This is a genomic window from Actinomadura sp. NEAU-AAG7 (genome assembly GCF_018603865.1).
Taxonomy (GTDB): Bacteria; Actinomycetota; Actinomycetes; order Streptosporangiales; family Streptosporangiaceae; genus Spirillospora; species Spirillospora litoris.
In genome coordinates this window covers 115,658-140,169 of sequence record NZ_JAHFZY010000011.1, presented here as the reverse complement: position 1 = coordinate 140,169, position 24,512 = coordinate 115,658, and the positions used below count along the sequence as shown (strand labels likewise).

Below are 24,512 nucleotides of genomic sequence, written 5' to 3'. Positions count from 1 at the left end.
CCGGTGTCCTTCCGGGCACTGTCACAGATTATCAGGGCGCGGACACCTCCGGGAATCAACGATCGGGGCAGTTATCCACAGTTCGCGCTCCCCCTCGACGGGCGGCGCCGGCGGCGGGCAGGCTCCCGGACATGACCCTGCTCACCCTGCTGCTCACCTGCATGATCGTCGCAGCTTCCCCTTTCTCGGGCCCTTCCGTGCCTTCGGGGATGGACCGCGCGAGGGCGACGAGGCCCTCCGAAGCGCCCGCGAACCTGAACGCGCCCTTCCTGAAACCGAACGCGGTTAATGCTGATGTGGGGCGTCGGGCTCTGATCACATCGGTACCAACGCTCCCTTCGGCACCGCCGATCACGCTGCTACCGGCGGCATCAAGGAGGGGGGTGGATACGTGGCGCTGGCCCTTAGGCCCGCCCGCTCCGCGCGTCCTGCGGCCCTTCTCTCCGCCTCCGGCTCCGTGGGCGGCCGGGCATCGCGGTGTGGATCTCGCCGCGAGTCCGGGCCAGCAGGTCCGCGCCGCTGGTGCGGGCCGGGTCTCGTATGCGGGACGGCTCGCGGGGCAGGGCGTGGTCGCGATCACCCATGGGCCGCTGCGCACGACGTACCTTCCTGTTCGTCCCGAGGTCCAGGTCGGCCGTCAGGTGCCGCTTGGGGCACGTATCGGCGTGCTGGAGGACGGCCCGTTCCATTGCCCGGTCGCCTGCTTGCACTGGGGTCTGCTCCAGGGGCGCGTCTATCTGAACCCGCTCAGCCTGGTCATGCGCCGCGTCCGCCTGCTGCCCTACTGGTCGCCGCCTGCCGCGGCTCCCACGCCCTCACCGCAGCCGGAGCCTGACCGCCCGCCCGACCAGGAACCCAGGCTGGGCCTCCGGGACGCCACGACGGCCACGGGCGGCGCTCTCACGGGGATCGTCCTGACGTACAGCGTCGCGTTCGCATGGCGTCGGGCCCGGATTCGTCCTGGGCGCCGCCGTCCGCACCGTCCGCCGCCCGGCGTCATAGACCTGGCCCGGGAACGCCGCCTGCGCCGAACCCCCTAGCCGACGAGGCCCTCGCGCCGTCAAGCCCGCCCTCGATCCTTGAGCAGGAGCCCGCAGTCGAATCTTGAGCGCCGGCCTGCCGTCGCGCACTCGTCCGACGGCAGGCCAGCAAGCGCGCAACAAGGGCACGCCGGGCAACCGTCCTCCGGGCGCCAAATCTGGGGCGGCCTCCGTGCGGGCGACCTGGCGCCACAGCCGTGTGTCAGGGAGGCGGCGCCATGCCCGATCAGGGCTCTTTCTGCCCGCGTGGATGCGCCTGCCGGTGAACCTGCTTGAGCCGCTCAGCCGATACGTGCGTGTAGAGCTGGGTGGTCTGCAAGGAGGCGTGGCCGAGGATCTCCTGGACGCTGCGCAGGTCCGCGCCGCCCTCCAGCAGATGGGTGGCCGCGCTGTGCCGCAGACCGTGCGGGCTCAGATCAGGCACCTCGCCGACCTCGGCGATCCGAGCGTGGACGACCCTGCGGGCGGTCGTCGGATGAAGGCGTCTCCCGCGAGTGCCCAGGAAGAGAGCCGGCCCGCTGTTCTCATTGGCCAGCCGGGGCCGGCCGGCACGCACCCAGTCCTGGACGGCGCGGGCGGCGGGTTCCCCTATCGGGACGGTGCGTTCACGCCCGCCCTTCCCCAGGACGCGGAGGGTGCGGCGCTCGGTGTCCAGGTCGTCGATGTCCAACCCGCAGAGTTCGCTGACCCGGACGCCCGTGCCGTAAAGGGTCTCCAGCACGGCCAGGTCCCGCAGGCCGACGGGCCCTTGAACGTCCATCTCGTCCAGGAGCCGCGCCGCGTGGTCCTGGGTGAGGACCCCGGGCAGGTCTCGCGCGCGCTTGGGAGTGCCCAGGAGCAGTCCCGGATCGTTCTCCAGGAGACCGCGCCGGTGCAGGTGCCGGGTGAACGTCCGGACGGCGGCGGTACGGCGGGCGAGCGTCGCGCGGGAGCGCCCGAGGGCGTGCTGGCGGGCGAGCCAGGCACGCAGGACCGAGACGTCGAGTTCCGCGGGCTCCGTCACCCCGACATCGCCCGCGAAACCGCACAGGTCGTTCAGGTCGCCGAGGTAGGCGCGCAGCGTGTGGGGTGACACGTCACGTTCGGCGCGCAGGTGACGGCCGAACTCCAGGACGGCCTCCTCCAAGGGGTTGCTCACAGCCGCCACGCTGCGGCAACCACGCGGCCGAAGCAAGCACCCAACGCCGGTTTGGGCTGATCCGCCGCGATTGTTCACCCGCTCTATCCACAGAATGCCGTTCTACTTCCGGGCTGTCCGCCGCTGCGGCACCGTCGAAGGCCGGAGGTGAGGTCATGAACACCCACATCAGCCTCGGTCGCCGCGGTGAGGACGCGGCGGTCGACTACCTGACCGAGCTCGGCTGGACGATCCTCGACCGCAACTGGCGCTGCGGTCAGGGCGAACTCGACATCGTCGCCTACGACGGCGTCCGGCACGTCGTCTTCGAGGTGAAGACGCGCAGCTCCGCGCGCTACGGCGACCCGCTGGAGGCGATCACCCCGGCCAAGGCCGCGCGGTTAAGGCTGCTCGCCTGGCAGTGGGCCACGAGCCACGGCGTCGGCCGCACCCTCATCCGGGTGGACGTCCTGGGTCTGGTCTCCGAGGGCGACGGCTTCTCGGTCGACCACCTGAAGGAGGTGTGCTAGATGACGCTCGCCAAGACACGCTCGGTGTCCCTGGTGGGTGTGGACGGCTCCGTCGTGGACGTCGAGGCCGCCATCACCAGCGGGGTGCCCGGCCTGCATCTGGTCGGCCTGCCCGACACCGCGCTCAGCGAGGCCCGCGACCGGGTCCGCGCCGCGATCTTCAATTCCGGAGAGGACTATCCCAACCGACACGTCACGGTGTCCCTGTGCCCCGCCAGCATGCCCAAAAGGGGCTCGACTTTCGACGTCGCCATCGCGGTGGCGCTCCTCGCCGCCGCGGAGGCCGTGCCCGTCCAGTCCTGCGCGGGCCTGGTGCTGATCGGCGAGCTCGGCCTGGACGGTCGGCTCCGCCCGATCTCCGGTGTCCTGCCCGCCGTCCTGGCGGCCTCCAACGCCGGCTGCCGCACGGTGGTCGTGCCCCGCGCGAACGCCGCCGAGGCCGAACTCGTCCCCGACATGCAGGTGATCTCCGCGGGCACCCTGCGCGGCCTCCTGTGCATCCTGCGCGACGAGCCGCCGCCCGTCGAGGACGAGGAGCCCGACCTGTTCTCCACCCCGTCCGAGGGCCTGGCCGCGCGGCGGCCCGACACCCGTCCCGACATGGACCTCGCCGACGTCCGAGGGCAGGCCGAGGCGCGCCGCGCGCTGGAGATCAGCGCGGCCGGAGGGCACCACCTGTTCTTCACCGGGCCTCCCGGATGCGGCAAGACGATGCTGGCCGAACGCCTGCCGACGCTGATGCCGCCCCTGGAGCCCGACACCGCGCTGGAGGTCACGGCCATCCACTCCGTCGCGGGAACACTCCCACCCGGGCAACCCCTGATCACCCATCCGCCCTTCCACGCGCCGCACCACACCGCCACCCGCGCTTCCATGGTCGGCGGCGGCTCCGGCCGCACCCTCCAGCCAGGAGCCGTCTCACTGGCCCACCGAGGCGCCCTCTTTCTGGATGAGGCTCCCGAGTTCCAGCACGGAACGCTCGACGCGCTGCGCCAGCCCCTCGAAGAGGGAAAGGTGAGGATCTCCAGGGCAGGGGGCACATCCACCTTCCCGGCCCGCTTCACGCTCGTGCTCGCGGCGAACCCCTGCCCCTGCGCCGCAGCCAAGCAGATCGACTGCTCCTGCGCCCCCGGCATCCGCCGCAAGTACACCTCGCAGCTCTCCGGCCCGCTCCTCGACCGGATCGACCTCAAGCTCGAACTGTCCCCCGCCAGCCGAGCCGAACTCCGCTACGACCTGGAGTTCGCGGAGTCCAGCAAGGTCGTCGCGGAACGCGTACTGCTCGCCAGAGAGAGAACCACCAAACGCCTGGGCGACACCCCTTGGCGCTCCAACTCCGAGATCCCCGGGCCGGAGCTGCGCCGACGCTTCACCCCCCGCCCCGAGGCGATGCACGCGGCCGACGACGCCCTCCAGCGGGGCACCCTCAGCGCCCGCGGCCTCGACCGCATCCTCCGGGTCGCCTGGACGATCGCCGACCTGTCCGGCCACGACGAACCCGACGCGGACGACGTCGGCGGCGCCCTCGCCCTGTGGTCACGCCCATGAACGCCGAACGAACCACTCGCGCGGCCCTCACCGCGATCGCGGAACCAGGCGAACCGTTCCTCAACCGGATCATCGACCACTCCGGTGCCGAGAAGGCCCTCGACATCATCCGCACCGCCCGGAACCCCCACGACCTGACCGTCACCGCCAAGGAGTTCCAGCGGCTCGACCAGTGGCGCGTCCGGCTGGCGACCGTCGACCCCGACCAGGACCTCGCCGTCTGCGACCGCTTCGGAGGCCGCCTCATCTGCCCGGGAGACCCCGAATGGCCCACCACGCTGGACGACCTCGCCGACCACCGCCCCTACGCCCTGTGGCTTCGCGGCCCCGAGAACCTCCGCTTCGCCTGCCTGCGGTCGGTCGCCATCGTCGGGTCCCGCGCCGCGTCCCCCTACGGCCTGCGCACCGCCGCCGACCTGGCGTCCGACCTGACCGACCAGGGCTGGACGGTCATCTCCGGCGGAGCCCTCGGCATCGACGCCGCCGCCCACCGCGGCGCCCTGGCCGCCGACGGTGCCACCGTCGCGATCTTCGCGAACGGCGTCGACGTCCCCTACCCCGCCTCCAACGAGGGCCTGTTCGCCGAGATGGCCAAACGCTCCCTCCTGGTGAGCGAGTCCCCGCCGGGCGCACCGCCGAACCGGCTGCGCTTCCTCGTCCGCAATCGCGTGATCGCCGCCCTCTCCCGAGGCAGCGTCATCGTCGAGGCCGAGGCCCGCAGCGGCGCGCTGAACACCGCCACCTGGGCACGCAGACTCGGCCGCGTCGTCATGGCCGTCCCGGGCCCGATCACCTCACGCACCTCGGTCGGCGTTCACAAACTCCTGCGGGAAGAGGGCACGGTCCTGGTCACCCGGCCCGAAGAGGTCATCGAGGCCGTCGGCCTCATCGGCACCGACCTCGCCCCACCACCGCACACACCCGTCCTCCCCCGGGACCGTCTGGAACCGCTCACCCGCTCGGTGCTGGAGGCGATGCCCACCCGCGGCTCCACCGGCCCCTCACAACTGGCCGCGAAGGTGGGCGTCGGCCCCCACATCGTCAACGCCAAGCTGGGCCTCCTGGCCGCCTCGGGCTTCGTCGAACGCGCCGAAGCCGGCTGGCGCCTGACGAAACAAGCCAGATCACCCAAGTAGCTCTCAACCCCACCTGAGAACTCTCACAGACATCGAAACGACTCCTCCCAGAACCTCGGCCCCCAACGTGCCGCCGCCTGACAGCCCCACAGCAACTTGGACGTACGCGGCACACAGCTACTCCGCCCCCCGCCCCCCAGACCGACCCCGACGCACCACTACGTAACAAGGCGCCTGGTTCAACCGCCGCTTCCCTCCACTGGGAGCGACAACACACCCCGCAGGAACACGCACCATCCGCAGACAGAGCCAAGGAGGCGACCTGAGCCAAAGGCGAAACCACCGAAGTCACTGACTCCGCCCACCTTCTGGCCGGACACAACCGCCGCCGGACCAACCGACCACCGCCGACATGCTCACAGCCATGCAGACTCGCCCGCCAACGAACGAAGTCCCGCGAGCACCTCCGAGACGTCAAGCGACCCACCAGTCTTCGCCACGCCTGGCCGACGGGATCCGGCCGTCCACCCGAACGAGGCATCCGGCTGAACTGGGCTTGCCGGTCACCAACTGTCAGCGGCCAGCGTCGCAACCGCCTGCACCTACGCGCGACTTCTCAAGACTCACTCAAAGCAGGTCGAGGACAGCCGTCCTACGGCAACAGCGGAAGATCAAGTTCTGGGGGCCGCGCCCGACTTACTGATCCGAAGGGAGTTCGAAGTCGCTCTTGGCCAGTTCTTCGACGTTGACGTCCTTGAACGTGACCACACGCACGTTCTTGACGAAGCGAGCAGGGCGATACATGTCCCAGACCCAGGCGTCCTGCATCGTGACCTCGAAGTAGATCTCACCGTTGTCGGCGCTGCGCACCTGCAGATCGACCGAGTTGGTCAGGTAGAACCTTCGCTCGGTCTCGACGACATAGGTGAAAAGCCCGACGACGTCCCGATACTCGCGATAGAGCTGCAGCTCCATCTCGGTCTCGTACTTCTCCAGATCCTCGGCGCTCACGCTCGTGCCCCTTCCGTACGGCCTTCGCCTGAGACCTCCCCGTCGGTCTCCTCCACCAAGGCCACGGCTCCATTGTTACGCAAGGCACGCACATTGACGTAGGAGAAGCGATGTTCAGGACACGGTCCGTGTTCAACGAGTGCCGCACCGTGCGCTTTGGTCACATAACCCTTGTGGACGTCGAAGCCGTATGCGGGGTATCGGTCATGGAGGTCCACCATGATGCGGTCTCGGGTGACCTTCGCGATGATCGAGGCGGCCGCCACGCATGCCGCCACCTGGTCGCCCTTGATCATCGCGAGGCTGGGGACCTCCAGCCCAGGCACCGGAAAGCCGTCGCTCAACACGTAGGCCGGGCGCTTGTCGAGGGCGGCCAGCGCCCTCCGCATCCCTGTGATGTTGCAGCGATGGAGACCGATCCGGTCGATGTCGTAGCAGGGGACCACGACGGCGCTCCACGCGTACGCGCGTTCGGTGATCTCGGCGTACAGCTCCTCGCGCCGAGCCGGGGTCAGGAGCTTGGAGTCGCTGAGCCCCTCGATCCTCCCGCGTCCCCCCTGCAGGATCACCGCGCCGATGACCATCGGCCCGGCGCACGCGCCCCGCCCCGCCTCGTCCACTCCGGCCACGGGACTGAAACCGGCATGCTGCAAGGCGCGCTCGTAGCCATGCAGACCGGCGTCTCGGCGCGGCGTGAAGCGAAGCGGACGTCCTTTCATGCTCCGCAGCGTACGTCGCCGGAAGCCCAAGCTGCTCCCGATTCCCGCCTTCTCCGACATGTCAACGATCACGCCCAATCCCTCCGCGTCCCCCTCCCCCGCGCCCACCACCGCCGAACCCGCCGGTCGCCAGGTTGTGAGGCGGATATCGGAAGCCTGCCGATCAGCAAACGGGACCAGCGGCACCCGTCCGCCCGTCTACAAACTCAGCCCAGATAACAGCTGGCAGGAGGTTCGCCCAGACACTCAGAGGGGTAACCGCGCCGCCCGGTGAGGCCGCCCGGTGGGGCCGCCCGGCTGCCTGCTTGTGGGGGCGCTGGTTGGGGCCGCCTTTGAGGCGGCGGGCGCGATTGGTGGTGGGGAGGGGCGGGCTCTTGGGCGTGAAGGGTGTCCCCTGGATGCGTGGGGGCGCAGGGTGGGGGCCTGGTGGGGGTGGCCCTGCTGGCGGGGTTGTTGTCCGGCTACTGGGAAGGGGCGTGGTTGGGTAGCGGCCGGGCCTGCGCTGTGGGGGCGCCGGGCGGGTCGATTGTGGGCGAGGCTTTCGGCGTTGTGGGTGCGGCCTCAGGGGGGTTATCTGAGGCGGCGGCGACGTAGGAGGTAGGTGACGGGGAAGGCGCCTACCATGCCCAGGGCCAGAGGGGCGGCGGGGAGGGCCATCGCGCTGGCCTTGAAGCCGGCCTGTTTGAACGTCTTGGGGATCGGGAGCGTGTCCAGGCGGTTCAGGGGCCAGACGATGACGAACGCGCGGCCGATGACGCGGTCGGTGGGGATGGTGCCGCCGCCGGGGTCGCCGCGATGGGAGCGGGAGTCGTAGGACAGTTCCCGGTGGTCGCCCATGACCCAGAGCTGTCCCTCCTTGACTGTGACGTCGAAGGGGTCGTTGGACGGCTTGTTCTGCTCGTGGGTGATCGGGTCGGTGAAAAGGTAGGACTTCTCGTCAAGCGGGACGTCGTTGACGGTGATCCGTCCTTGGGCGTCGCAGCATTTGACGTGGTCGCCGGGGATGCCGATGACCCGCTTGATGTAGTCCTTCTCGTTGGGGGCTACACCGAAGGCGCTGCCGACGGCGTGCAGGGCCTTGGAGACGGGGTTGCCGGGCTCTTTGACCTGGGTCTCGGGGTCCCAGGAGTCGAGGCCGTTGAAGACCACCACGTCGCCCCGCGCGATGTCGCGGGTGTGATAGACGATCTTGTTGACGAGGACGCGGTCGCCGACCTGGAGGGTGTTCTGCATCGAGCCCGACGGGATGTAGAAGGCCTGCACGGCGAACGCCTTGATGACCAGTGCGAGGACGACGGCGACCACGATGAGGACCGGGAGTTCCTTCCAGAACGAGCCCGGCTTCTTCTTTTTGGGTTCGCCCTCTTCGGAGGACTCGTCCTCGGCCGTCTCCTCGGCCTCCTCGGCGGAGGTCACGGTCTGCTCATCTTCGGGCACCGCGCCCTCGGCTTCGGATCGCACGTCTCTCCGATCGTCCTCGTCAGTCATCAGAGCGAAAGCCTAGCGGCGCCGGGGCCCAGGAGCCCCACCCCTTGGCGTGTCGCCGGGACAGTGCCGTTCATCTTCGTCCGAAACGGGCAACGCCCCGGTGACCGCGCGCGGTTCCCGGGGCGTTGAGAAAGCCATGGCTCAGAAGTCGCGCTTCTCCTTGATGCGGGCGGCCTTCCCGCGGAGGTTGCGCAGGTAGTACAGCTTGGCGCGGCGGACGTCGCCGCGCGTGACGACCTCGATCTTGTCGATCGAGGGGCTGTTGAGCGGGAAGGTCCGCTCGACGCCGACGCTGTAGCTGACCTTGCGGACGGTGAAGGTCTCGCGGGCGCCGCCGCCCTGGCGCCGGATCACCACGCCCTGGAAGACCTGGATACGGCTCCGGTTGCCTTCGGTGACGCGGACGTGCACCTTCAGCGTGTCGCCCGGACGGAAGTCCGGGACGTCGGCGCGCATCGCGGCCTTCTCGATCTCCTGGATCAGCGTGTGCATCGCAGCGGTTCCTCATGGTCGAACGCGGGCGCCGAGAGGCCCCGATGGGTCTTTCGTGGGGGCGTCGCGCCGCGGGAAGCGGTCTTAGGGTGCCCGTGCGGTCTCATGGGCACGGACGCTCTAGTCTGCCACATCATCCGCGTCAACCGGAAAACCGGCCTCGCGCAGGACGTCCCGATCACGCCCGTCCAGGGAGCCGGGGTCCAGGCGGGCAAGGAGTTCGGGCCGGTTCCGGGCCGTGCGTCGCAGTGCCTCGTCACGGCGCCATCGGGCGATCGCGCCGTGATGCCCTGACAGAAGAACGTCCGGGACGGGCCGCTCGCGCCAGATCGGGGGCTTGGTATAGACGGGACCCTCCAGGAGCGACTCCATGGCGCCGGGGGCGAAGGAGTCGTCGGCGACGGAGTCGGCGTTGCCGAGGACACCGGGCAGGAGCCGCCCGATGGCCTCGACCATGACCAGGACGGCGACCTCCCCTCCCGCCAGGACGAAGTCACCGAGGCTGATCTCGTCCACGGTCATGCGGGCGCGGGTCTCCTCGACGACGCGGGAGTCGATGCCCTCGTACCGTCCGCAGGCGAAGAGCAGCCAGGGCTCGGCGGCGTACTCGACCGCGAGGGCCTGCGTGAAGGGGCGGCCGCTGGGGGTGGGGACGATCATCCGGGGCACCGGGCCGTGTGGCGCGATGGAGTCAATTGCCTCACCCCACGGCTCCGGCTTCATCACCATCCCGGGGCCCCCGCCGTAGGGGGTGTCGTCCACGGTGCGGTGCCGGTCGTGCGTCCAGTCGCGCAGATCGTGGACATGGACGTTCAGGAGCCCGTTGCGCCGGGCCTTGCCGAGGAGCGAGACGTCCAGGGGCGCGAAGTACTCGGGGAAGATCGTGAGGATGTCGAGTTTCATGATTCGTCGAGCAGGCCGGGGGGCGGGTTGATGACGAGCCGCCCGCCCGCCACGTCCACCTCGGGGACGAGCGCGGACACGAACGGGACCAGCTTCTCGCCTCCGGCGCCGCGCACGACCAGGAGGTCCTGGCCGTGGTGGAGGACCTCGGCGACCTGGCCGATTCCGGTCCCGTCGGTGGTGACGACGGCGAGCCCGATCAGCTCCTGGTCGTGGAAGGAGTCCGGGTCGGAGGACGGCGCGATGTCGTCCTGATCGACGACCAGCCACGTGCCGCGCAGTTCCTCCGCGCGGTCGCGGTCATCGACCCGCGCGAAGCGCAGGAGGAGCCGGCCCGAGTGCCAGCGGGCGCGCTCGATGGTGAGGGGCCCGGCGTCGGCGGGGTCGGTGGCGATCTCGGTGCCCGCCGCGAACCGGGTGTCGGGCTCGTCGGTGCGGACGTCGATGGTCACCTCGCCGCGGATTCCGTGCGGGCGTCCGATCCGTCCCACCACGATCTTCTCGCTCATCGGGACCGCTCCATCCATTCCCGGCCCCTGCTTCCCGCCTCGGACGCGCCGCCCGCAGCGCCGGTGGCGGCGATGCGGATCGCGCGGACTGCACCGTCCGGGCGGAAGGAGCGGGCGCGCGATGCGATGACCGGGACGGGGTGCGTCCTGGTGTGAGGGGCGGTGGCGTGCTCGTGGGGGCCCGCGTACGCGGCGACACCGCATGCCATGCCGCGCTGCGGCTCAGTGTGAAGGGTGCAGGCGCTGAGTGGGGTGCGTGGCCGACTGGGCCAGGCGAGAGGGCTCCCTGCGGCCGTCGGCCCAGGGTTCCGCGATGTGGTGAGGGTTGGAACCCAGGGTGCCCGGCTCGGCTGGGAGTGGTGTGCAGTGATCGGCCCGGGGGGCTGTGACTCGGCGGTGTCGGCCGGGATCCGCCGCACAAGGCTTGGCCGGCGGTGAGCTGCGGCCGTCCGCACGGGAGGCTGCGATTCGGCGATGATCGCCGGGAGTCGCTGCGCCAGGCTTAGCTGGGAGTGGCGCGCAATGGTCCGCCCGGGAAGCTGTGACTCGGCGGTGTTAGCCGGGATCCGCCGCACAAGGCTCGGCTGGCGGGGAGCTGCGGCCGTCCGCACGGGAGGCTGCGATTTGGCGGTGGGGGCCGGGGGCCACTGCGCCGGGCTCGGCTGGGAGTGGTGTGCAGTGATCGGCCCGGGGGGCTGTGACTCGGCGGTGGAGGCCGGGGGCCGCTGCGCGAGGCTTAGCTGGGAGTGGCGTGCAATGGTCCGCCCGGGGAGCTGTGACTCGGCGGTGTTAGCTGGGATACGCCGCGCAAGACTCGGCCGGCGGGGAGCTGCGGCCGTCCGCACGGGGGATTGTGATTTGGGGGCCGGGGGCCGCTGCGCCAGGCTCGGCTGGTGGCGGGTTGCGGCCGTCGGCACAGGGAGCTGTGATTTGGCGGTGTTGGCCGGGATTCGCTGCGTCAGGCTTGGGCGGGGGTGGGCTGCGGCCGTCGGCACGGGGAGCTGGGTTCTGGTGCCCGGGGCCTGGGGCCTGGACGCTGGGTGGGGCGGGGTGGGCGTGCCAAGGCCGAGGGGGTGGGGTGTGGTCCCCCGGGTACCGAGAGGCCCCCGGCATGCGTGATGCCAGGGGCGCACTCAGCGGACCTCGTTGACGTCGAGCAGGTCCACGCGCACGTAGCGGCCTCCGGAGAGGGCGCTGATCACCGTGCGGAGGGCCTTGGCGGTGCGACCGCTTCGGCCGATGACCTTGCCGAGGTCCTCGGGGTGCACGCGCACCTCAAGGACCCGGCCGCCCCTGATCCGGCGGGCGCGGACCCGGACGTCGTCCGGGTTCTCCACGATCCCGCGGACCAGGTGCTCGAGCGCTTCTTCGAGCACGTCAGCCCTCGCTCTTGACTTCGGTTGTCTCGGCGGCCTTGGCCTCGGACTTCTTCGGCTCGGCCTTCTTCTTAGCCCGGGTGGCGGGGCCCGCGGGCTCGTCGTCGCCGAGCGACTCCTTGACCGCGGCCTCGAACACGGCCTTCTTGTCGGCCTTGGGCTCGGCGACCCGCAGGGTGCCCTCGGCACCCGGCTCGCCCTTGAACTTCTGCCAGTCGCCGGTGATCTTCAGCAGGTTCAGGACGGGCTCGGTCGGCTGCGCGCCGACGCCGAGCCAGTACTGCGCGCGCTCAGAGTCGATCTTGATGAGCGACGGCTCCTGCTTGGGCTGGTAGAGCCCGATCTCCTCGATGGCACGGCCGTCGCGCTTGGTGCGCGCGTCGGCCACGACGATCCGGTACTGCGGGTTCCGGATCTTCCCCAGACGCTTGAGCTTGATCTTGACTGCCACGGGTGTGGTGTACTCCAGACTTCATGACGAGGTGAGCGGCCCGTACCAGGTGGGGAACACCGGCTCACGGCCGCTCGATGGACTCCGGGCGCACAGGACGAGAGAGGGCGCCTGGCGATTCCGGGGTTTCCAGCCAGCCATTCTGCCAGACGAACGGCGTGAACGCGCAATCGTGGCGTGACACGCGGCGTTTCCTGTGCGCGCACGGCCGGTCGCCCGCTGTGGCGCTACTTCTTCTTGCGGCCCTGGAGCTTGCCCAGGTCGGGCATCTGGAAGCCGGGGGGCAGCTGTCCGCCGAGGCCGGGGGGCAGGCCGCCCTGGCCGCCGCCCAGGCCGGGCGGGAGCCCCTGCGGCGCGGCGTCGGTGGCGGGCTGCTCCTCGGGCTGCCGTCCGGCGGCGCGCTTGCGGGGGTCGCCGCTGCGCTGCTTGCCCTTCTTCTTCTTGGGCGCCTTGACCGCCTTGCGGCGTCCGCCGCCCGGCATGCCGGGGATGCCCATGCCCCCGGCCATCTGGCGCATCATCTTCTGCGCGTCGAAGAACCGGGTGACCAGGCTGCTCACCTCGCCGACGCTGACGCCGGAGCCGCGGGCGATGCGGGCCCGGCGGGAGCCGTTGATGATCTTGGGCTGGGAGCGCTCCTGCGGGGTCATCGAGCGGATGATCGCGGCGACCCGGTCGAGGTCCTTGTCGTCGATCTGGCTGATCTGGTCCCGGACCTGGCCCATGCCGGGCATCATCCCGAGCAGGTTGCCGATGGGTCCGAGCTTGCGGATCATCATCATCTGCTCAAGGAAGTCCTCCAGGGTGAAGTCCTCACCCGAGGCGAACTTGCTGGTCATCTTCTCGGCCTGCTCGGCGTCGAACGCCTGCTCGGCCTGCTCGATCAGGGTGAGGACGTCGCCCATGTCGAGGATCCGGCCCGCCATGCGGTCCGGGTGGAAGACGCTGAAGTCCTCCAGCTTCTCGCCCGTCGAGGCGAACATGATCGGGCGGCCGGTGATGTGCCGCACCGAGAGCGCCGCGCCGCCGCGGGCGTCGCCGTCGAGCTTGGTGAGGACGACCCCGTCGAAGCCGACGCCGTCCATGAACGCCTGGGCGGTGTTGACCGCGTCCTGGCCGACCATGGCGTCCACGACGAACAGCACGTCGTCGGGGCTGACCGCGTCGCGGATGTCGATCGCCTGCCGCATCATCTCGGTGTCGATGCCGAGGCGGCCGGCGGTGTCGATGACGACGACGTCGTGCTGGGCGTGTTTTGCCTGCTCAAGGGAGCGGCGCGCGACGTCCACGGGGTCGCCGACGCCGCTGCCGGGCTCGGGCGCGAATACCGGCACCCCGGCGCGCTCGCCGACCACCTGCAGCTGCTGGACGGCGTTCGGGCGCTGGAGGTCGGCGGCCACGAGCATCGGCGCGTGGCCCTCGGCCTTCAGCCACCGGGCCAGCTTGCCCGCCAGCGTCGTCTTGCCGGCGCCCTGGAGGCCCGCCAGCATGATCACGGTGGGCGGGTTCTTGGCGAAGCGGATCCGGCGCGTCTCGCCGCCGAGGATGTTGATCAGCTCGTCATTGACGATCTTGACGACCTGCTGGGCGGGGTTCAGGGCCTGGGAGACCTCCTCCCCCCGCGCCCGCTCCTTGACCCGCGCGATGAAGTCCTTGACCACGGGCAGCGCGACGTCGGCCTCAAGCAGAGCGACGCGGATCTCGCGGGCCGTCGCGTTGATGTCGGCCTCGGAGAGCCGGCCCTTGCTGCGCAGCGACGAGAAGACCGTCGTCAACCGGTCGGAGAGCGTCTCGAACACGTGTCTGGACCGTCCTTGGAAAGCTTCTGGGATCGCCTATCAGCGTATCGGGTCGCCGGCCACCTCCCGCCCCGTCGCGCCTCCCGTCTTCGTCGCCGCGCTCAGCGGAGCGCTTCGAGGACGCGCGCGCGGACCGACGACAGCTCCGCCGGATCGGTGAGAGGGCGGCCCGCGGCGTCCACGACGTAGAAGACGTCGACGGCCTCGGCGCCGAGGGTGTCGACGCGGGCGGCGCGGACGTCCAGGCCGCATGCGCCGAGGGCTCGGCCGATCCGCCACAGCAGCCCGGGACGGTCGTGGGCGCGCACCTCGACGACGGTGGCGGTCGCGGACGCCTCGTCCACCACCCGCACCCGGGGCGGCGGGACGGCCACGCCCGGACGGACGCGCACCGCGCGCTCCCGCCGTGCGAGCCGCGCCGCCACGTCCAGCCGGTCGGCGAGCATCCGGCGCAGGTCCGCCTCCAGGGTGGCCGGGTCCGGCGGGGTGCCGTACTCGGGGACGGCGGTGAAGTCCAGGACGGCGGTCCCGGCGTCCCCGGAGACCACGCGGGCCGTGCGGACGGCCAGCCGGTGCAGGGCGAGGATCCCGGCGGCGCCCCAGAGCAGTCCGGGACGGTCGGGAGCGGCGATCGTCACGCGGGCCCCGGCGACCCGCACGGCCGCGCCGTCGTGCCGGGCGAGCGCGAGGTGCCCGCGTCCGGGGGCGGGCGGCGTCCCGCCCGACAGCGCGGCCGCGGCCCTGCGGGCCAGGTCGGCGACGAGCCCGGCCTTCCACGTCCCCCAGGCGGCGGGCCCGGTGGCGTGCCCGTCGGCGATCGCGAGGGCGGCCAGGATGTCGAGGACGTCGCGCTCGCGGCCCGGCACGGCCGACACGGCGTCCACCACGGACTGCACGGTGACCGGGTCGTCGATGTCGCGGCGCGTCGCGGTCTCGGGGAGGAGCAGGTGCCGCCGGACGACGGTCTCCAGGACGGCGGCATCGTCCTCGGGGAAGCCCATCCGCGCCGCGACGCCCCGCGCGAGGGCGGCACCGGTGACCGAATGGTCGCCGCCCTGGCCCTTCCCGATGTCGTGCAGCAGCGCGCCGACGAGCAGCAGGTCGGGGCGGGCGACCTCGCGGGTGCGGGCGGCGGCGCCGGCCGCGGTCTCGACCAGGTGCCGGTCCACGGTGAAGCGGTGGACGGGGTCGCGCTGCGGCCGGTTCCGGACCCGCTCCCACTCCGGCAGCAGCCGGACGATCAGCCCCGCCTGGTCGAGCGCCTCCCACACCGGGATCGCCGGGGGCCCGGCGCCCAGCAGCGACACCAGCGCGTCCCGGACCGGCGGAGGCCAGGGGTCCGGCGGTAGGGCGGCCTGCTCGGCCAGCCGCGCCACGGTGGCGGGCGCGAGCGGCAGCCCCGCCTGCGCGGCCGATGCCGCCACCCGCAGGATCAGCGCGGGGTCCCGGAGGTCGGCGCCGCGCGCGAGCACCACCTCTCCCCCGTGCTCGACCGCCCCGTCCCCGACCGGCCGCCGGACGACGCCCCGGGCCGCGCCGTCGGGCGGGGCGGGGCGGCGGGACACGTGCCGCCAGAGGTGGTCGGCGGCGTAGGCGATGGTGCGGGCCGCCTCGGCGGTGGCCCGCAGGAGCGCGTCGGCGTCCGGCATGCCGAGGGCGCGGGCGACGGCGTCCTGCTCCTGGAGGACGAGGCGGTCGGCCGAGCGGCCGGTGACCTCGTGGAGCGCGTGGCGGACGTCCAGCAGCAGCTCGTAGGCGTCGCTCACCCCGGGGCCGGAGGCCGAGGCGGCCCAGGACGCGGCGGCCGCCCGCATCGCGTGGACGTCGCGCAGCCCGCCGCGCGCCTCCTTCAGGTCGGGCTCCAGGAGGAACGCCAGCTCGCCGTGGGCCTTCCACCGCCGGCGGCACAGCGCGGACAGTTCCGGCAGCCGGGCCGGAGCATCGGCACGCCAGTCCGCGAGGACGGCCGCGCGCAGCTCGTTCGCCAGGTCGTGATCCCCCGCGACATGGCGCGCGGAGATCAGCCCGAGGGCCGCCTTCAGGTCGGCGCGGGCGACGGAACGGGCCTCGTCCGGCGTGCGGACGGAGTGGTCAAGGCGGAGGCCGGAGTCCCAGACGGGGTACCAGACTCGGTCGGCGACCCCGGCGATGTCCGGCCGTCCGCGGTGCAGGAGGACGAGGTCCAGGTCGCCGCCGGGCGTCAGCTCGCGGCGGGCGTGGCTGCCCACCGCGACCAGCGCGACGCCGGCGGACCGGCCGTCCAGGAGGGGCGCCAGCCACGCGTCCAGGGCGGCGGCGCGGGACACCCGCGCCGCCGCCAGGCCGGCGCGCCCCGGCTGCGCGGGCATCAGAGCGCGTCTGGGCCGGTCTCGCCGGTGCGGACGCGGACGGCGGTGTCCACCGGGACGGCCCAGACCTTGCCGTCGCCGATCTTCCCGGTGCGGGCGGCCTTGACGATCACGTCGATGATGTCGTCGGCGTCCGCGGCGTCCACGAGGACCTCGACGCGCAGCTTGGGGACGAGGTCCACGGTGTACTCGGCGCCCCGGTAGACCTCGGTGTGGCCCTTCTGGCGGCCGTATCCGCTGGCCTCGCTGACGGTCATGCCCTCGACCCCGAAGGACTCCAGGGCCGCCCTGACCTCGTCCAGCTTGAACGGCTTGATGACGGCGGTGATCAGCTTCACGCGTCGGCCTCCACTTTCCGCTCGGCGTCCGCCTCCCGCTCGGCCCCGCCTTTCCGGTCGGCCGCCGCTTTCCGCGCGGGGTCGGCGGCGGTTCCGAGGAGCGGGGCGCGGGTCGCGCCGCCGCCCGCGAGCGCCAGGTCGTAGGCGGTCTCGGCGTGGGCGGTGACATCGATGCCGGTCGCCTCGTCCTCCTCGGCGAGCCGGAAGCCGATGGTCCGGTCGATGGCCTTGCCGATGATCCAGGCCATGCCGAAGGAGTACAGGCCGACGACGGCCGGTCCGAGCGCCTGGAGGCCGAGCTGGTGGACGCCGCCCCCGTAGAGCAGGCCCTTGTGCTGGCCGGGCAGCGCCGGATAGGCGGCGAGGAGGCCGAGCGACAGCGCGCCGATCGCGCCGCCGACGAGGTGGACGCCGACGACGTCGAGCGAGTCGTCGAACCCGAGCCGGTACTTCAGCCCGACCGCGTAGGCGCAGGCGACCCCGGCGACCGCGCCCAGCACGACGCAGGCCCACGGGTCGACGAACCCGGCGGCCGGGGTGACCGCGACGAGCCCCGCGACCGCGCCGGACGCGACGCCCAGGGTGGTCGCGTGGCCGTCGCGGAAGCGCTCCACGAGCAGCCAGGCGCCCGCGGCGACGGCGGCCGCGACCTGCGTGTTCATGAACGCGAGACCGGTCGTGCCGTCCACGGCCAGCTCGGACCCGGCGTTGAAGCCGAACCAGCCGAACCACAGCAGCCCCACCCCGAGCAGGACGAACGGGAGGTTGTGCGGGCGCATCGGCTCCTTCGGCCAGCCGCGCCGCCGGCCGAGGACGAGCGCGAGCGCCAGCCCGGCGGCGCCCGCGTTGACGTGCACGACCGTGCCGCCCGCGAAGTCCTCGATGCCGAGGTCGTTGAGCCAGCCGGTCCCCCACACCCAGTGCGCGACCGGGAAGTAGACGAGCGTCGCCCAGGCGACGCTGAAGACCGTCCAGGCGCCGAACCTGGCGCGGTCCGCGACGGCGCCGCTGATCAGCGCGACCGTGATGATGGCGAAGGTCAGCTGGAACGCCGAGAACACCATCGTCGGGACGTTGTCGCTCTGGTCGGGCAGGAGCCCCTCGGACACCTGGGTCGCGACGCCCCTGAGCCCGACCGCGCCGAGCCCTCCGGCGAACCCGTCGGCGAAGGAGCCGTCGGTGAACGCGACCGAGTACCCGTAGAGGACCCAGAGGACGGTCACGGTGACGATGCTCCCGAAGGACATCATCATCATGTTGAGGACGCTCTTGGCCCGTGTCATGCCCCCGTAGAAGAAGGCGAGGCCGGGCGTCATGAGCAGCACCATCGCCGTGGCCGTGAGCAGCCAGGCGGTCGCGCCTGTATCGATCTTCATCGCGGGCGGTGCCCTTCTCGGCCGGGAATCCGTGGAATGCTCAGCAGATTCCCGCGCGGCCGTTTCGCCCGGACACCTCCCATGTTTCGTGTTTGTGAAACAGCGCCCGCCGATGTTTCACCGGTGTTTCGAACCGATCACCCCCGGTGATCCACCGCACGCGGGCGCCCCGCGGCCGGCGGGCGGTCGCGGGGCGCGGCGGCGGTCGAAGCCGACGGGATCAGTCGCCGAGGATCGCGTCCACGAACGCCTCGGGCTCGAACGGGGCCAGGTCGTCGGGGCCCTCGCCCAGGCCGACCAGCTTCACCGGGACGCCCAGCTCCCGCTGGACCTGGACGACGATGCCGCCCTTGGCGGTGCCGTCCAGCTTGGTCAGCACGACGCCGGTGATGTTGACGACCTCGGCGAACACGCGGGCCTGCTGCATGCCGTTCTGCCCCGTGGTCGCGTCGAGGACGAGCAGCACCTCGTCCACGTCGGCCTGCTTCTCCACGACGCGCTTGACCTTGCCCAGCTCGTCCATCAGGCCGGTCTTGGTGTGCAGCCGACCGGCGGTGTCGATGATCACCGTGTCGACCTTGCTCTCGATGCCCTGCCGGACGGCGTCGAAGGCGACGCTCGCGGGGTCGGTGCCCTCGTCCTTGCGGACGACCTGCGCGCCCACCCGCGAGCCCCAGGTCTCCAGCTGCTCGGCGGCGGCGGCGCGGAAGGTGTCGGCGGCGCCGAGCAGCACGGTGCGCCCGTCGCCGACCAGGACCCGCGCGAGCTTGCCGCAGGTGGTGGTCTTGCCGGTGCCGTTGACGCCGACGACCAGGAGGACGGCCGGGCGGTTGCCGTGCGGCTCGGTCGCGAGGGAGCGGTCGAGGTCGGCGCCGATCTGCTTGACCAGCTCGTCCTTCAGTAGCTCGCGGACCTGCGCGGGGTCGCGGGTGCCGAGCACCTGCACGCGGGTGCGCAGGTCGTCGGTGACCTGGCGGGCGACGGCGGCGCCCATGTCCGCGGTGATCAGGGTGTCCTCCAGCTCCTCCCAGGCGTCGTCGTCGAGCGTCTCGCGCGACAGGAGGCCGAGGAGGGTCTTGCCGAAGGCGTTCTGGGAGCGGGCGAGGCGGGCCCGCAGCCGGACGAGGCGTCCGGCGCCCGGCGGCGGCTGCTCGATCTCGACGACCGGCGGCGGCGCCTCGACGGACGGCGCGCGCTCGATGGTCGGCGCGGCGGCCTCCGCCTCGTCGACGGCGGTCGCGCCGCCGCCGCGCGCGGGCCCCGGCTCGACCGGCGGCCGCTGCGCCCGGCGGCCGGGCCGCAGGAACACGGCGCCGCCGACGACCAGGGCGACGGCGACCAGCCCCGCGATGACGATCAAGTACTCCATAGCGCCCCCTGTCTCCTCGCAGCGCCCTCGGCGCCGGGCGGTGAGCGCCCCCCTTCGGCGGGCGCTGCGGCGATCACCGGCGTCGCACGCGATCGCGACACTATCGCGACGTCCCGGGTCCTCGGCTCACGAGGCGGCGGCGACGGCGGGTCCCGAGGACGTCCCCTTCCCCGGGGCCGGCGCGCCGTCAGGGTCGCCGCGGTGCCGGGGGGAGGGACGAGCGCTCCGAGTCCTCCCACTCGTCGACGTTGCGCAGCAGGGCCTCCAGGTAGGAGCGCAGGTGGGTGCGGTAGACGTCGCTGTAGGTGCGCAGGTAGGTGATCTCCTGTTCCATCCGGCGGCGCTCCTCCTCGGGCAGCCGCGAGGGCGCCGGGGCGCCCGCTCCCGCGAGCACGGGCGTGCCGGGCGCGTCGGCCGGGACGGGCGCGGGCGGCCCCGAGCGGACCGCCGCGTCGGCGACCTCGGCGGCGCGGCGGTGCGCGTCCTCCAGGAGGTGCTCGGCGCGCCCCTTGGCGTCGGTCAGGATCGCCTCGCGGTGCAGCCGGGCCTCGTGCGCCAGCTCGCGGGTGTAGCGCTCGGCGTCGGCGACGTAGAGGTCGGCGGTCTGCTGGGCCTGCGACAGGATCCGGACGGCCTGGAAGTGCGCGTCCTCGGGCGCCATCACCCCGGGCCCGCCCTTGGAGAGCTGGGTGCGCAGCCGGTCCACCTCCTCCGCCAGCGAGGACCGCTCGTTGAGGATCTGGACGAGTTCCCGCTCCACGTACTGCAGGAAGCCGCGGACCTCGTCCTCGTCGTAGCCGCGCCGGCCGAGGGCGGCCCGCGCGAACACGACCGCCTGGAGCTCGCCCGGCGTCAACCGGGAGCCGTCGGGCACGACGGGAAGGTTCGGGGAGTTCATCGCGCTCACCTCTGGGCGTCTGCGTAGGTTTCCAGCCGGACGCGCGCGCGGTCGACGCCGAGCCGCGTGAGCCGCTCGGCGGTCCGCCCGACCATCTCGGGCGAGCCGCACACGTAGGTGTCGTGGTCGTCCCAGGGGCCGCGCCGGGCCACGACGTCGGGAAGGTTCCCGTGCTCGACCTCGCCGCCGCCGGACTGCAGGAGCGCGGAGAAGCCGTGCCCCGCCGACTCGTCCGACACGGCGGGCACGACCGTGAGCCAGGGATGCCGCTGGGCGAGCTTGGTCAGGTCCTCCAGGTCGTAGAGGGCGTCGCGGTCGCGGGCGCCGAAGAACAGGTGCACGCGCGGCGGGGCGGGGCGCCGCACGAGCTGTTCGAGGATCGCCTTGAGCGGCGCCAGCCCGGTGCTCCCCGCGACCAGCAGGACGTCGCGCCGGGACGACTCGTCCAGCGTGAGCGTGCCGATGGGGGCGCCCATCCGGATCCGGTCGCCGGTCTGGGTCGAGCGGACCAGGACGGTGCTGACCGGGCCGCCGTCCACCAGCTTGACGTGGAAGTCCACGGTGTTGTCGGGACGCGGCGCGTTCGCCATCGAGTAGTAGCGCCAGTGCCGCAGCCGCGCCGGGACCTCCACGGCGACCGACTGGCCGGGCAGGTAGGGCAGCGGCCGATCGGGCTGGACGCGCAGGACCGCGATGTCGAAGCGCCGCCGCTCGACGCCCACGACCTGGCCGTTCCACCAGGCGGGGCTGGTCAGCGCGTCCTCGTCGGCGGCCTCCTGCATGACCTTGGCGACCAGGCCGTAGGCGGCCTGCCAGTCCGCGGCCAGCTCCTCGCTCCAGTCGGCCCCGGAGAAGTGCCGGAGGGTGGCGACGAGGCTGGCGCCGACCTGCGGGTAGTGCTCGGCGACGATCCCGAAGCGGCGGTGGTCGCGGCCGAGCTGCTGGACGAACGGCAGCAGGTTCGGCAGGTCGTCCACCCGGGAGACGATGTGCCCGAGGGCGCGCAGCAGCTTGTCGCGCTGGCCGCTCATGCCGACGGGGAACATGTCGCGCAGGTGCGGGTTGCGGACGAACAGGTCGGCGTAGAAGAACATGGCGACGGCGTCGCCCTGCTCGGCGACGCGGGCGAAGCTCGCCTTCAGGCGCTGGGCGTCCACGACCGGTCAGGCGACGGGCTCGGCGGCGGCCTCGGACATCACCTGGGCGACCAGGCCGTAGGCGGCCTGCCAGTCGCGCTCCAGGTCCTCGTCCCAGTCGGGCCCGCTGAAGAACGCCAGGGTGGCGATCAGGCTCGCGCCGACCTGCGGGTAGTGCTCGCGGTGGACGCCGAAACCGCTGTGCCGCCGCCCGAGCTCCGACAGGAACGGAGCGAGGCCCTGCGGATCGTCGACCATCGACACGATATGCGACAACGCGCTCAGAAGTTTTTCGTGCTGCTTTGTCATCGCGGCGGGGAACAGCGGCCTGAGCTGCGGCTCCCGGCCGAACAGATCGGCGTAGAAGTATTCGGCGACGTCAATTCCGTTGCCGCCGACCTGCTCGAAGTTGCGCTTCAGTCGCTGCGGATCCATGGCACACCTCTCATGTGGTTCTCCATGCCGGGCGGGGTGGCCGGTACGGAAGGAGCCCGAGAACCACGGTGCACATGCGTAGTGGATCGCATGATCACACACAAGTCCGCCACCGTCGCCGGATAATTACGTTGGGTACATCCGAATCAGTTCGGCCTGCGATGTTGCCGGGGCGCCGGAATCGACATTTCCCGCCCTTGTTTCACCGCTTCGGCGCCGGAACGGTCCCGCCGGGCGGGCACCGGAACGGTCCTGTCCCGGGGGCGCCGGGACCCCGGCTCCGGTGGGCCACCGGGCCCACCCCGGCCGGGGGCCGGGCCCGTCCCGGCGGGTGTGCGGGGACGCCCCCGCGACGGCCCGGTCCGGTGCCCGCCCCCGGCCGGAGGCACCGGGCCGGACCCCGATCGGGGCCCCGGCGGGTGACCGAAAAGCGCGGCCACCCGCCGTCCCCTCGTCCCGGATGACCGGTGTTCTCCCCCATGCGCGAACCCCGCCCCCCATCGGCGCGCCCTCACGGCGGACCGGCCTTCGATCTGCGAAGTCATCCGGGTGTTTCCCCAGGAAGGGCGCGTTCCCCGTTCGCCCTCGCAACCGAACGCTACAGATCCGCAATTCGCGTCCGTAGGGCCCTAGGACCCCATGTCGGCGAATGGGGGACCCCACCCGCCGGAATGCCGTTCGGGCCGGTCACGGCGCCTACTCCGGCCGTTCGGCGCGCCTACTCCGATCGGCGGCGCGGCGTTCTCCGTCCGGAGGCGGTCCGGGCCTCATTTCGGCCCTGGTCAACCACCCCGAAGGGCGTTAATGTTCGCAAGGCCGCCTGATCATGCCGTGGCGAATCATGTACGCGGCGTTGGTCCGGTCTCGAAGCGCGTGCGGAAACCCCGCCTGAGGAAGGCTCGCCATGGCACATCCATCCCTGGTCCGCCCCGCCTGTGTCTCACTCGCGGTGGCACTGCTCGCGGCCGCGTGCGGCGGTGACGGGTCCGACAAGGCCGAGGTGTACACGCCCCCGCCCTCGCCGAAGGCCACGCCCACGGCGGCGGCGCCCGACCCGGCCGCGCGGGAGGGCATCGAGGGGGCGCGGGCCGCGCTGCAGACGTTCCTGCGCGGGCAGGCGGCGGGCGACGCGGCCGTCTGCCGCTACGTCGCGCCGGACAGCCCGTTCTTCAAGGGCCCGCCGATCGGGGGCGACTGCACGATCGGGGTCAGGAACATCCCGCACCTCCTGCGCCCGCAGGAGCGGCAGGCTCTGCGGACGGTGGTCGTGACCGGCGGCAGGCTCAAGGGCGAGGAGGCCGTCATCCCGTTCTCCGCGCTGCGCTGGACGGCCGGGAGCATGGAGGAGAGCACGCTCCAGCCGAGGTTCACCCTGCGGCGCGACGACGAGAACTGGCAGATCTACCGCTGACCGGACGACGCGCCCGGGAGAGGTGTGGCCGCCCCCTCGGGGAAGGGAGTCCGAGGGGGCGGCATCTCCGGAGTGGTCCCGGCGCCTCGGTAATGGTCCTGGCGCTCACTTCCCGCCGAGCGCGTACATGCGGATCCAGTCGACCTCAAGGGTCGCGGGAGCGGTCCTGCCGACGCCGCGCGCGGTGCGCTTCCGCAGGCTCGGGAACCAGTCGAGCTGAATGGCCTGGCCCATCTTCCCGGGCGGCAGCGCCTTGCGGTTCCGGGTCCTGAACCAGACGCGGCCGTCGATGTACGCGGTCATGGACGCCGCCGTCCACTCGACCGCGAACGCGTGCCATTTCCGCAGGTCCGTCTTCACGTGCGAGTCCAGGCGGTCGGCGTGCTTCTCGGGCCCGTAGTGGAGGAAGAAGTTGGTGCCCTTGCGCAGGCCGTCGTCGCCGTAGGTCTCCATGTAGTCGATCTCGCCGCCGCCCCCCTGCGGGTCGGTGCCGCCGCCGCCCCCGACCGGCCACAGCAGCAGGTTGGCGTTGTAGCAGGCGCAGGCGCGGTTCATCCGGACGCGGGCCTCCCAACGCCCCAGCTTCCGCGCCCCCCGCAGCCAGGCGACGCCGCCGGTGTCGCCGTTCTTCCTCCCCGTGATCCGCAGCATCCCGTTCCGCACGGCCACCGCGCTCCGCACGCGCCTGCCGAGCCCGCCGTTGCCCTTGCCCTCGTAGACCTCCCAGTCCCGCGGGTCGAGGCGGCGGAAGTCGTCGGAGGCGACGGGACGGCCCCACCCGTACCGTCGCGCGGCGGTGGCCGGCCCGCGCCGCGCCGAGTCCCAGGCGTCCTCGTGGGACCGGGCGCCCGGCTTCGCGACCGTGACGGCGGGGACCGCGTGCTCCAGCGCCCCGGCCGGCACCGCGGATCGCTCCGGGTCCGCCGCCCCGCCCTGCACGGCGGCCGCCGCGGATACACTCGCCGCCAATATCCCGCCGGTCAGCAGCGCCATTCTGTTCTGGTTCAGGAAATGCATGGGGGGCTCCAGACAAGGGATATACACGGCGGCCCGGAAGAGAATGGGCGGGCCTTGCCTTCCGTTCCTTCGCCGGGAACGCTACGGAGCCGCGACAGGCGGCCGTAGGGCCCTAGGGCCCTACC

Annotated in this window: 23 protein-coding genes; 5 read left to right on the top strand and 18 right to left on the bottom strand. The window is 72.2% G+C overall.

Features of this window, described 5'->3' with window-relative positions; translation table 11 throughout:
- The first annotated feature begins 479 nt into the window (after positions 1-479).
- Positions 480-1,040, top strand: coding sequence for a M23 family metallopeptidase (locus tag KLI87_RS37030; RefSeq protein WP_214620738.1), 561 nt, complete (start codon positions 480-482; stop codon positions 1,038-1,040).
- Between the two features lie 226 nt (positions 1,041-1,266).
- Here the strand turns inward: KLI87_RS37030 and KLI87_RS37025 are convergent, their stop codons facing one another.
- Positions 1,267-2,178 carry a tyrosine recombinase XerC gene (locus tag KLI87_RS37025; RefSeq protein WP_308166491.1) on the bottom strand — a complete coding sequence of 304 codons (912 nt, stop codon included), beginning with the start codon at positions 2,176-2,178 and terminating at the stop codon, positions 1,267-1,269.
- A gap of 155 nt (positions 2,179-2,333) precedes the next feature.
- Between KLI87_RS37025 and KLI87_RS37020 the strand changes: the two genes are divergently transcribed.
- Genes KLI87_RS37020 through dprA form a run of 3 tightly spaced genes read left to right on the top strand, consistent with a single transcriptional unit; the run spans position 2,334 to position 5,371 of the window.
- Positions 2,334-2,687, top strand: a complete 354-nt coding sequence (locus KLI87_RS37020) for a YraN family protein (RefSeq protein WP_156221219.1) — start codon at positions 2,334-2,336, stop codon at positions 2,685-2,687.
- Complete coding sequence (locus tag KLI87_RS37015) at positions 2,688-4,235, top strand: YifB family Mg chelatase-like AAA ATPase (RefSeq protein ID WP_214620736.1); 1,548 nt, start codon at positions 2,688-2,690, stop codon at positions 4,233-4,235.
- Positions 4,232-5,371 carry a DNA-processing protein DprA gene (gene dprA / locus KLI87_RS37010; protein ID WP_214620735.1) on the top strand — a complete coding sequence of 380 codons (1,140 nt, stop codon included), beginning with the start codon at positions 4,232-4,234 and terminating at the stop codon, positions 5,369-5,371. The genes KLI87_RS37015 and dprA overlap by 4 nt, the downstream gene beginning before the upstream one ends.
- Before the next feature lie 636 nt (positions 5,372-6,007).
- Here the strand turns inward: dprA and KLI87_RS37005 are convergent.
- The 16 genes from KLI87_RS37005 to KLI87_RS36930 all read right to left on the bottom strand — a co-directional run bounded on the left by KLI87_RS37005 (position 6,008) and on the right by KLI87_RS36930 (position 21,959).
- Positions 6,008-6,322: a DUF2469 domain-containing protein gene (locus tag KLI87_RS37005; RefSeq protein ID WP_214620734.1), complete on the bottom strand. Its 315-nt coding sequence runs from the start codon at positions 6,320-6,322 to the stop codon at positions 6,008-6,010.
- On the bottom strand, positions 6,319-7,113 hold the full coding sequence (locus KLI87_RS37000; RefSeq protein WP_308166490.1) for a ribonuclease HII: 795 nt from the start codon (positions 7,111-7,113) through the stop codon (positions 6,319-6,321). The genes KLI87_RS37005 and KLI87_RS37000 overlap by 4 nt, the downstream gene beginning before the upstream one ends.
- Before the next feature lie 498 nt (positions 7,114-7,611).
- On the bottom strand, positions 7,612-8,502 hold the full coding sequence (gene lepB, locus KLI87_RS36995; RefSeq protein WP_308166489.1) for a signal peptidase I: 891 nt from the start codon (positions 8,500-8,502) through the stop codon (positions 7,612-7,614).
- Between the two features lie 168 nt (positions 8,503-8,670).
- Positions 8,671-9,021, bottom strand: a complete 351-nt coding sequence (gene rplS / locus KLI87_RS36990; RefSeq protein ID WP_067461562.1) for a 50S ribosomal protein L19 — start codon at positions 9,019-9,021, stop codon at positions 8,671-8,673.
- A 120-nt stretch (positions 9,022-9,141) separates the two neighbouring features.
- The gene (gene trmD / locus KLI87_RS36985; protein ID WP_214620733.1) at positions 9,142-9,924 is read right to left on the bottom strand and encodes a tRNA (guanosine(37)-N1)-methyltransferase TrmD; all 783 of its coding nucleotides are present in this window, start codon (positions 9,922-9,924) and stop codon (positions 9,142-9,144) included.
- Positions 9,921-10,433 (bottom strand): ribosome maturation factor RimM, encoded by a 513-nt coding sequence (rimM, locus tag KLI87_RS36980; RefSeq protein WP_156221230.1) that lies wholly within the window; start codon positions 10,431-10,433, stop codon positions 9,921-9,923. Before rimM ends, trmD begins: the two co-directional genes overlap by 4 nt.
- 1,133 nt (positions 10,434-11,566) lie before the next feature.
- Positions 11,567-11,809 carry an RNA-binding protein gene (locus KLI87_RS36975; protein ID WP_021598307.1) on the bottom strand — a complete coding sequence of 81 codons (243 nt, stop codon included), beginning with the start codon at positions 11,807-11,809 and terminating at the stop codon, positions 11,567-11,569.
- Between the two features lies 1 nt (position 11,810).
- Positions 11,811-12,260: a 30S ribosomal protein S16 gene (gene rpsP / locus KLI87_RS36970; protein ID WP_214620732.1), complete on the bottom strand. Its 450-nt coding sequence runs from the start codon at positions 12,258-12,260 to the stop codon at positions 11,811-11,813.
- A 227-nt stretch (positions 12,261-12,487) separates the two neighbouring features.
- Positions 12,488-14,059 (bottom strand): signal recognition particle protein, encoded by a 1,572-nt coding sequence (gene ffh, locus KLI87_RS36965; protein WP_214620731.1) that lies wholly within the window; start codon positions 14,057-14,059, stop codon positions 12,488-12,490.
- A gap of 101 nt (positions 14,060-14,160) precedes the next feature.
- Positions 14,161-16,407 carry a [protein-PII] uridylyltransferase gene (locus KLI87_RS36960; protein WP_214620730.1) on the bottom strand — a complete coding sequence of 749 codons (2,247 nt, stop codon included), beginning with the start codon at positions 16,405-16,407 and terminating at the stop codon, positions 14,161-14,163.
- Positions 16,407-16,745, bottom strand: a complete 339-nt coding sequence (locus KLI87_RS36955; RefSeq protein ID WP_214620729.1) for a P-II family nitrogen regulator — start codon at positions 16,743-16,745, stop codon at positions 16,407-16,409. The genes KLI87_RS36960 and KLI87_RS36955 overlap by 1 nt, the downstream gene beginning before the upstream one ends.
- A complete protein-coding gene (locus tag KLI87_RS36950) occupies positions 16,742-18,121 on the bottom strand; it encodes an ammonium transporter (protein ID WP_214620728.1) in 1,380 nt (459 codons plus the stop codon). Before KLI87_RS36950 ends, KLI87_RS36955 begins: the two co-directional genes overlap by 4 nt.
- Positions 18,122-18,341: 220 nt before the next feature.
- Positions 18,342-19,490, bottom strand: a complete 1,149-nt coding sequence (gene ftsY / locus KLI87_RS36945; RefSeq protein WP_214620727.1) for a signal recognition particle-docking protein FtsY — start codon at positions 19,488-19,490, stop codon at positions 18,342-18,344.
- Positions 19,491-19,677: 187 nt separating this feature from the next.
- Complete coding sequence (locus KLI87_RS36940) at positions 19,678-20,388, bottom strand: DivIVA domain-containing protein (protein WP_156221240.1); 711 nt, start codon at positions 20,386-20,388, stop codon at positions 19,678-19,680.
- Positions 20,389-20,393: 5 nt separating this feature from the next.
- A complete protein-coding gene (locus tag KLI87_RS36935) occupies positions 20,394-21,545 on the bottom strand; it encodes a globin domain-containing protein (RefSeq protein ID WP_214620726.1) in 1,152 nt (383 codons plus the stop codon).
- Between the two features lie 6 nt (positions 21,546-21,551).
- Complete coding sequence (locus tag KLI87_RS36930; RefSeq protein ID WP_156221242.1) at positions 21,552-21,959, bottom strand: globin domain-containing protein; 408 nt, start codon at positions 21,957-21,959, stop codon at positions 21,552-21,554.
- A 904-nt stretch (positions 21,960-22,863) separates the two neighbouring features.
- Here KLI87_RS36930 and KLI87_RS36925 point away from each other — a divergent pair.
- Positions 22,864-23,370 carry a hypothetical protein gene (locus tag KLI87_RS36925; RefSeq protein WP_214620725.1) on the top strand — a complete coding sequence of 169 codons (507 nt, stop codon included), beginning with the start codon at positions 22,864-22,866 and terminating at the stop codon, positions 23,368-23,370.
- Between the two features lie 105 nt (positions 23,371-23,475).
- Here KLI87_RS36925 and KLI87_RS36920 read toward each other — a convergent pair whose 3' ends face one another.
- Positions 23,476-24,387, bottom strand: a complete 912-nt coding sequence (locus KLI87_RS36920; protein WP_214620724.1) for a glycoside hydrolase family 16 protein — start codon at positions 24,385-24,387, stop codon at positions 23,476-23,478.
- Between the last annotated feature and the right edge of the window lie 125 nt (positions 24,388-24,512).

Coding starts and splice junctions, on each gene's coding strand:
- KLI87_RS37020 (WP_156221219.1), top strand. CDS start 2,334: ATGAACACCCACATCAGCCTCGGTCGCCGCGGTGAGGACGCGGCGGTC.
- KLI87_RS37015 (WP_214620736.1), top strand. CDS start 2,688: ATGACGCTCGCCAAGACACGCTCGGTGTCCCTGGTGGGTGTGGACGGC.
- dprA (WP_214620735.1), top strand. CDS start 4,232: ATGAACGCCGAACGAACCACTCGCGCGGCCCTCACCGCGATCGCGGAA.
- rplS (WP_067461562.1), bottom strand. CDS start 9,021: ATGCACACGCTGATCCAGGAGATCGAGAAGGCCGCGATGCGCGCCGAC.
- trmD (WP_214620733.1), bottom strand. CDS start 9,924: ATGAAACTCGACATCCTCACGATCTTCCCCGAGTACTTCGCGCCCCTG.
- rimM (WP_156221230.1), bottom strand. CDS start 10,433: ATGAGCGAGAAGATCGTGGTGGGACGGATCGGACGCCCGCACGGAATC.
- KLI87_RS36960 (WP_214620730.1), bottom strand. CDS start 16,407: ATGCCCGCGCAGCCGGGGCGCGCCGGCCTGGCGGCGGCGCGGGTGTCC.
- KLI87_RS36950 (WP_214620728.1), bottom strand. CDS start 18,121: ATGAAGATCGATACAGGCGCGACCGCCTGGCTGCTCACGGCCACGGCG.
- ftsY (WP_214620727.1), bottom strand. CDS start 19,490: ATGGAGTACTTGATCGTCATCGCGGGGCTGGTCGCCGTCGCCCTGGTC.
- KLI87_RS36940 (WP_156221240.1), bottom strand. CDS start 20,388: ATGAACTCCCCGAACCTTCCCGTCGTGCCCGACGGCTCCCGGTTGACG.
- KLI87_RS36930 (WP_156221242.1), bottom strand. CDS start 21,959: ATGGATCCGCAGCGACTGAAGCGCAACTTCGAGCAGGTCGGCGGCAAC.
- KLI87_RS36925 (WP_214620725.1), top strand. CDS start 22,864: ATGGCACATCCATCCCTGGTCCGCCCCGCCTGTGTCTCACTCGCGGTG.
- KLI87_RS36920 (WP_214620724.1), bottom strand. CDS start 24,387: ATGCATTTCCTGAACCAGAACAGAATGGCGCTGCTGACCGGCGGGATA.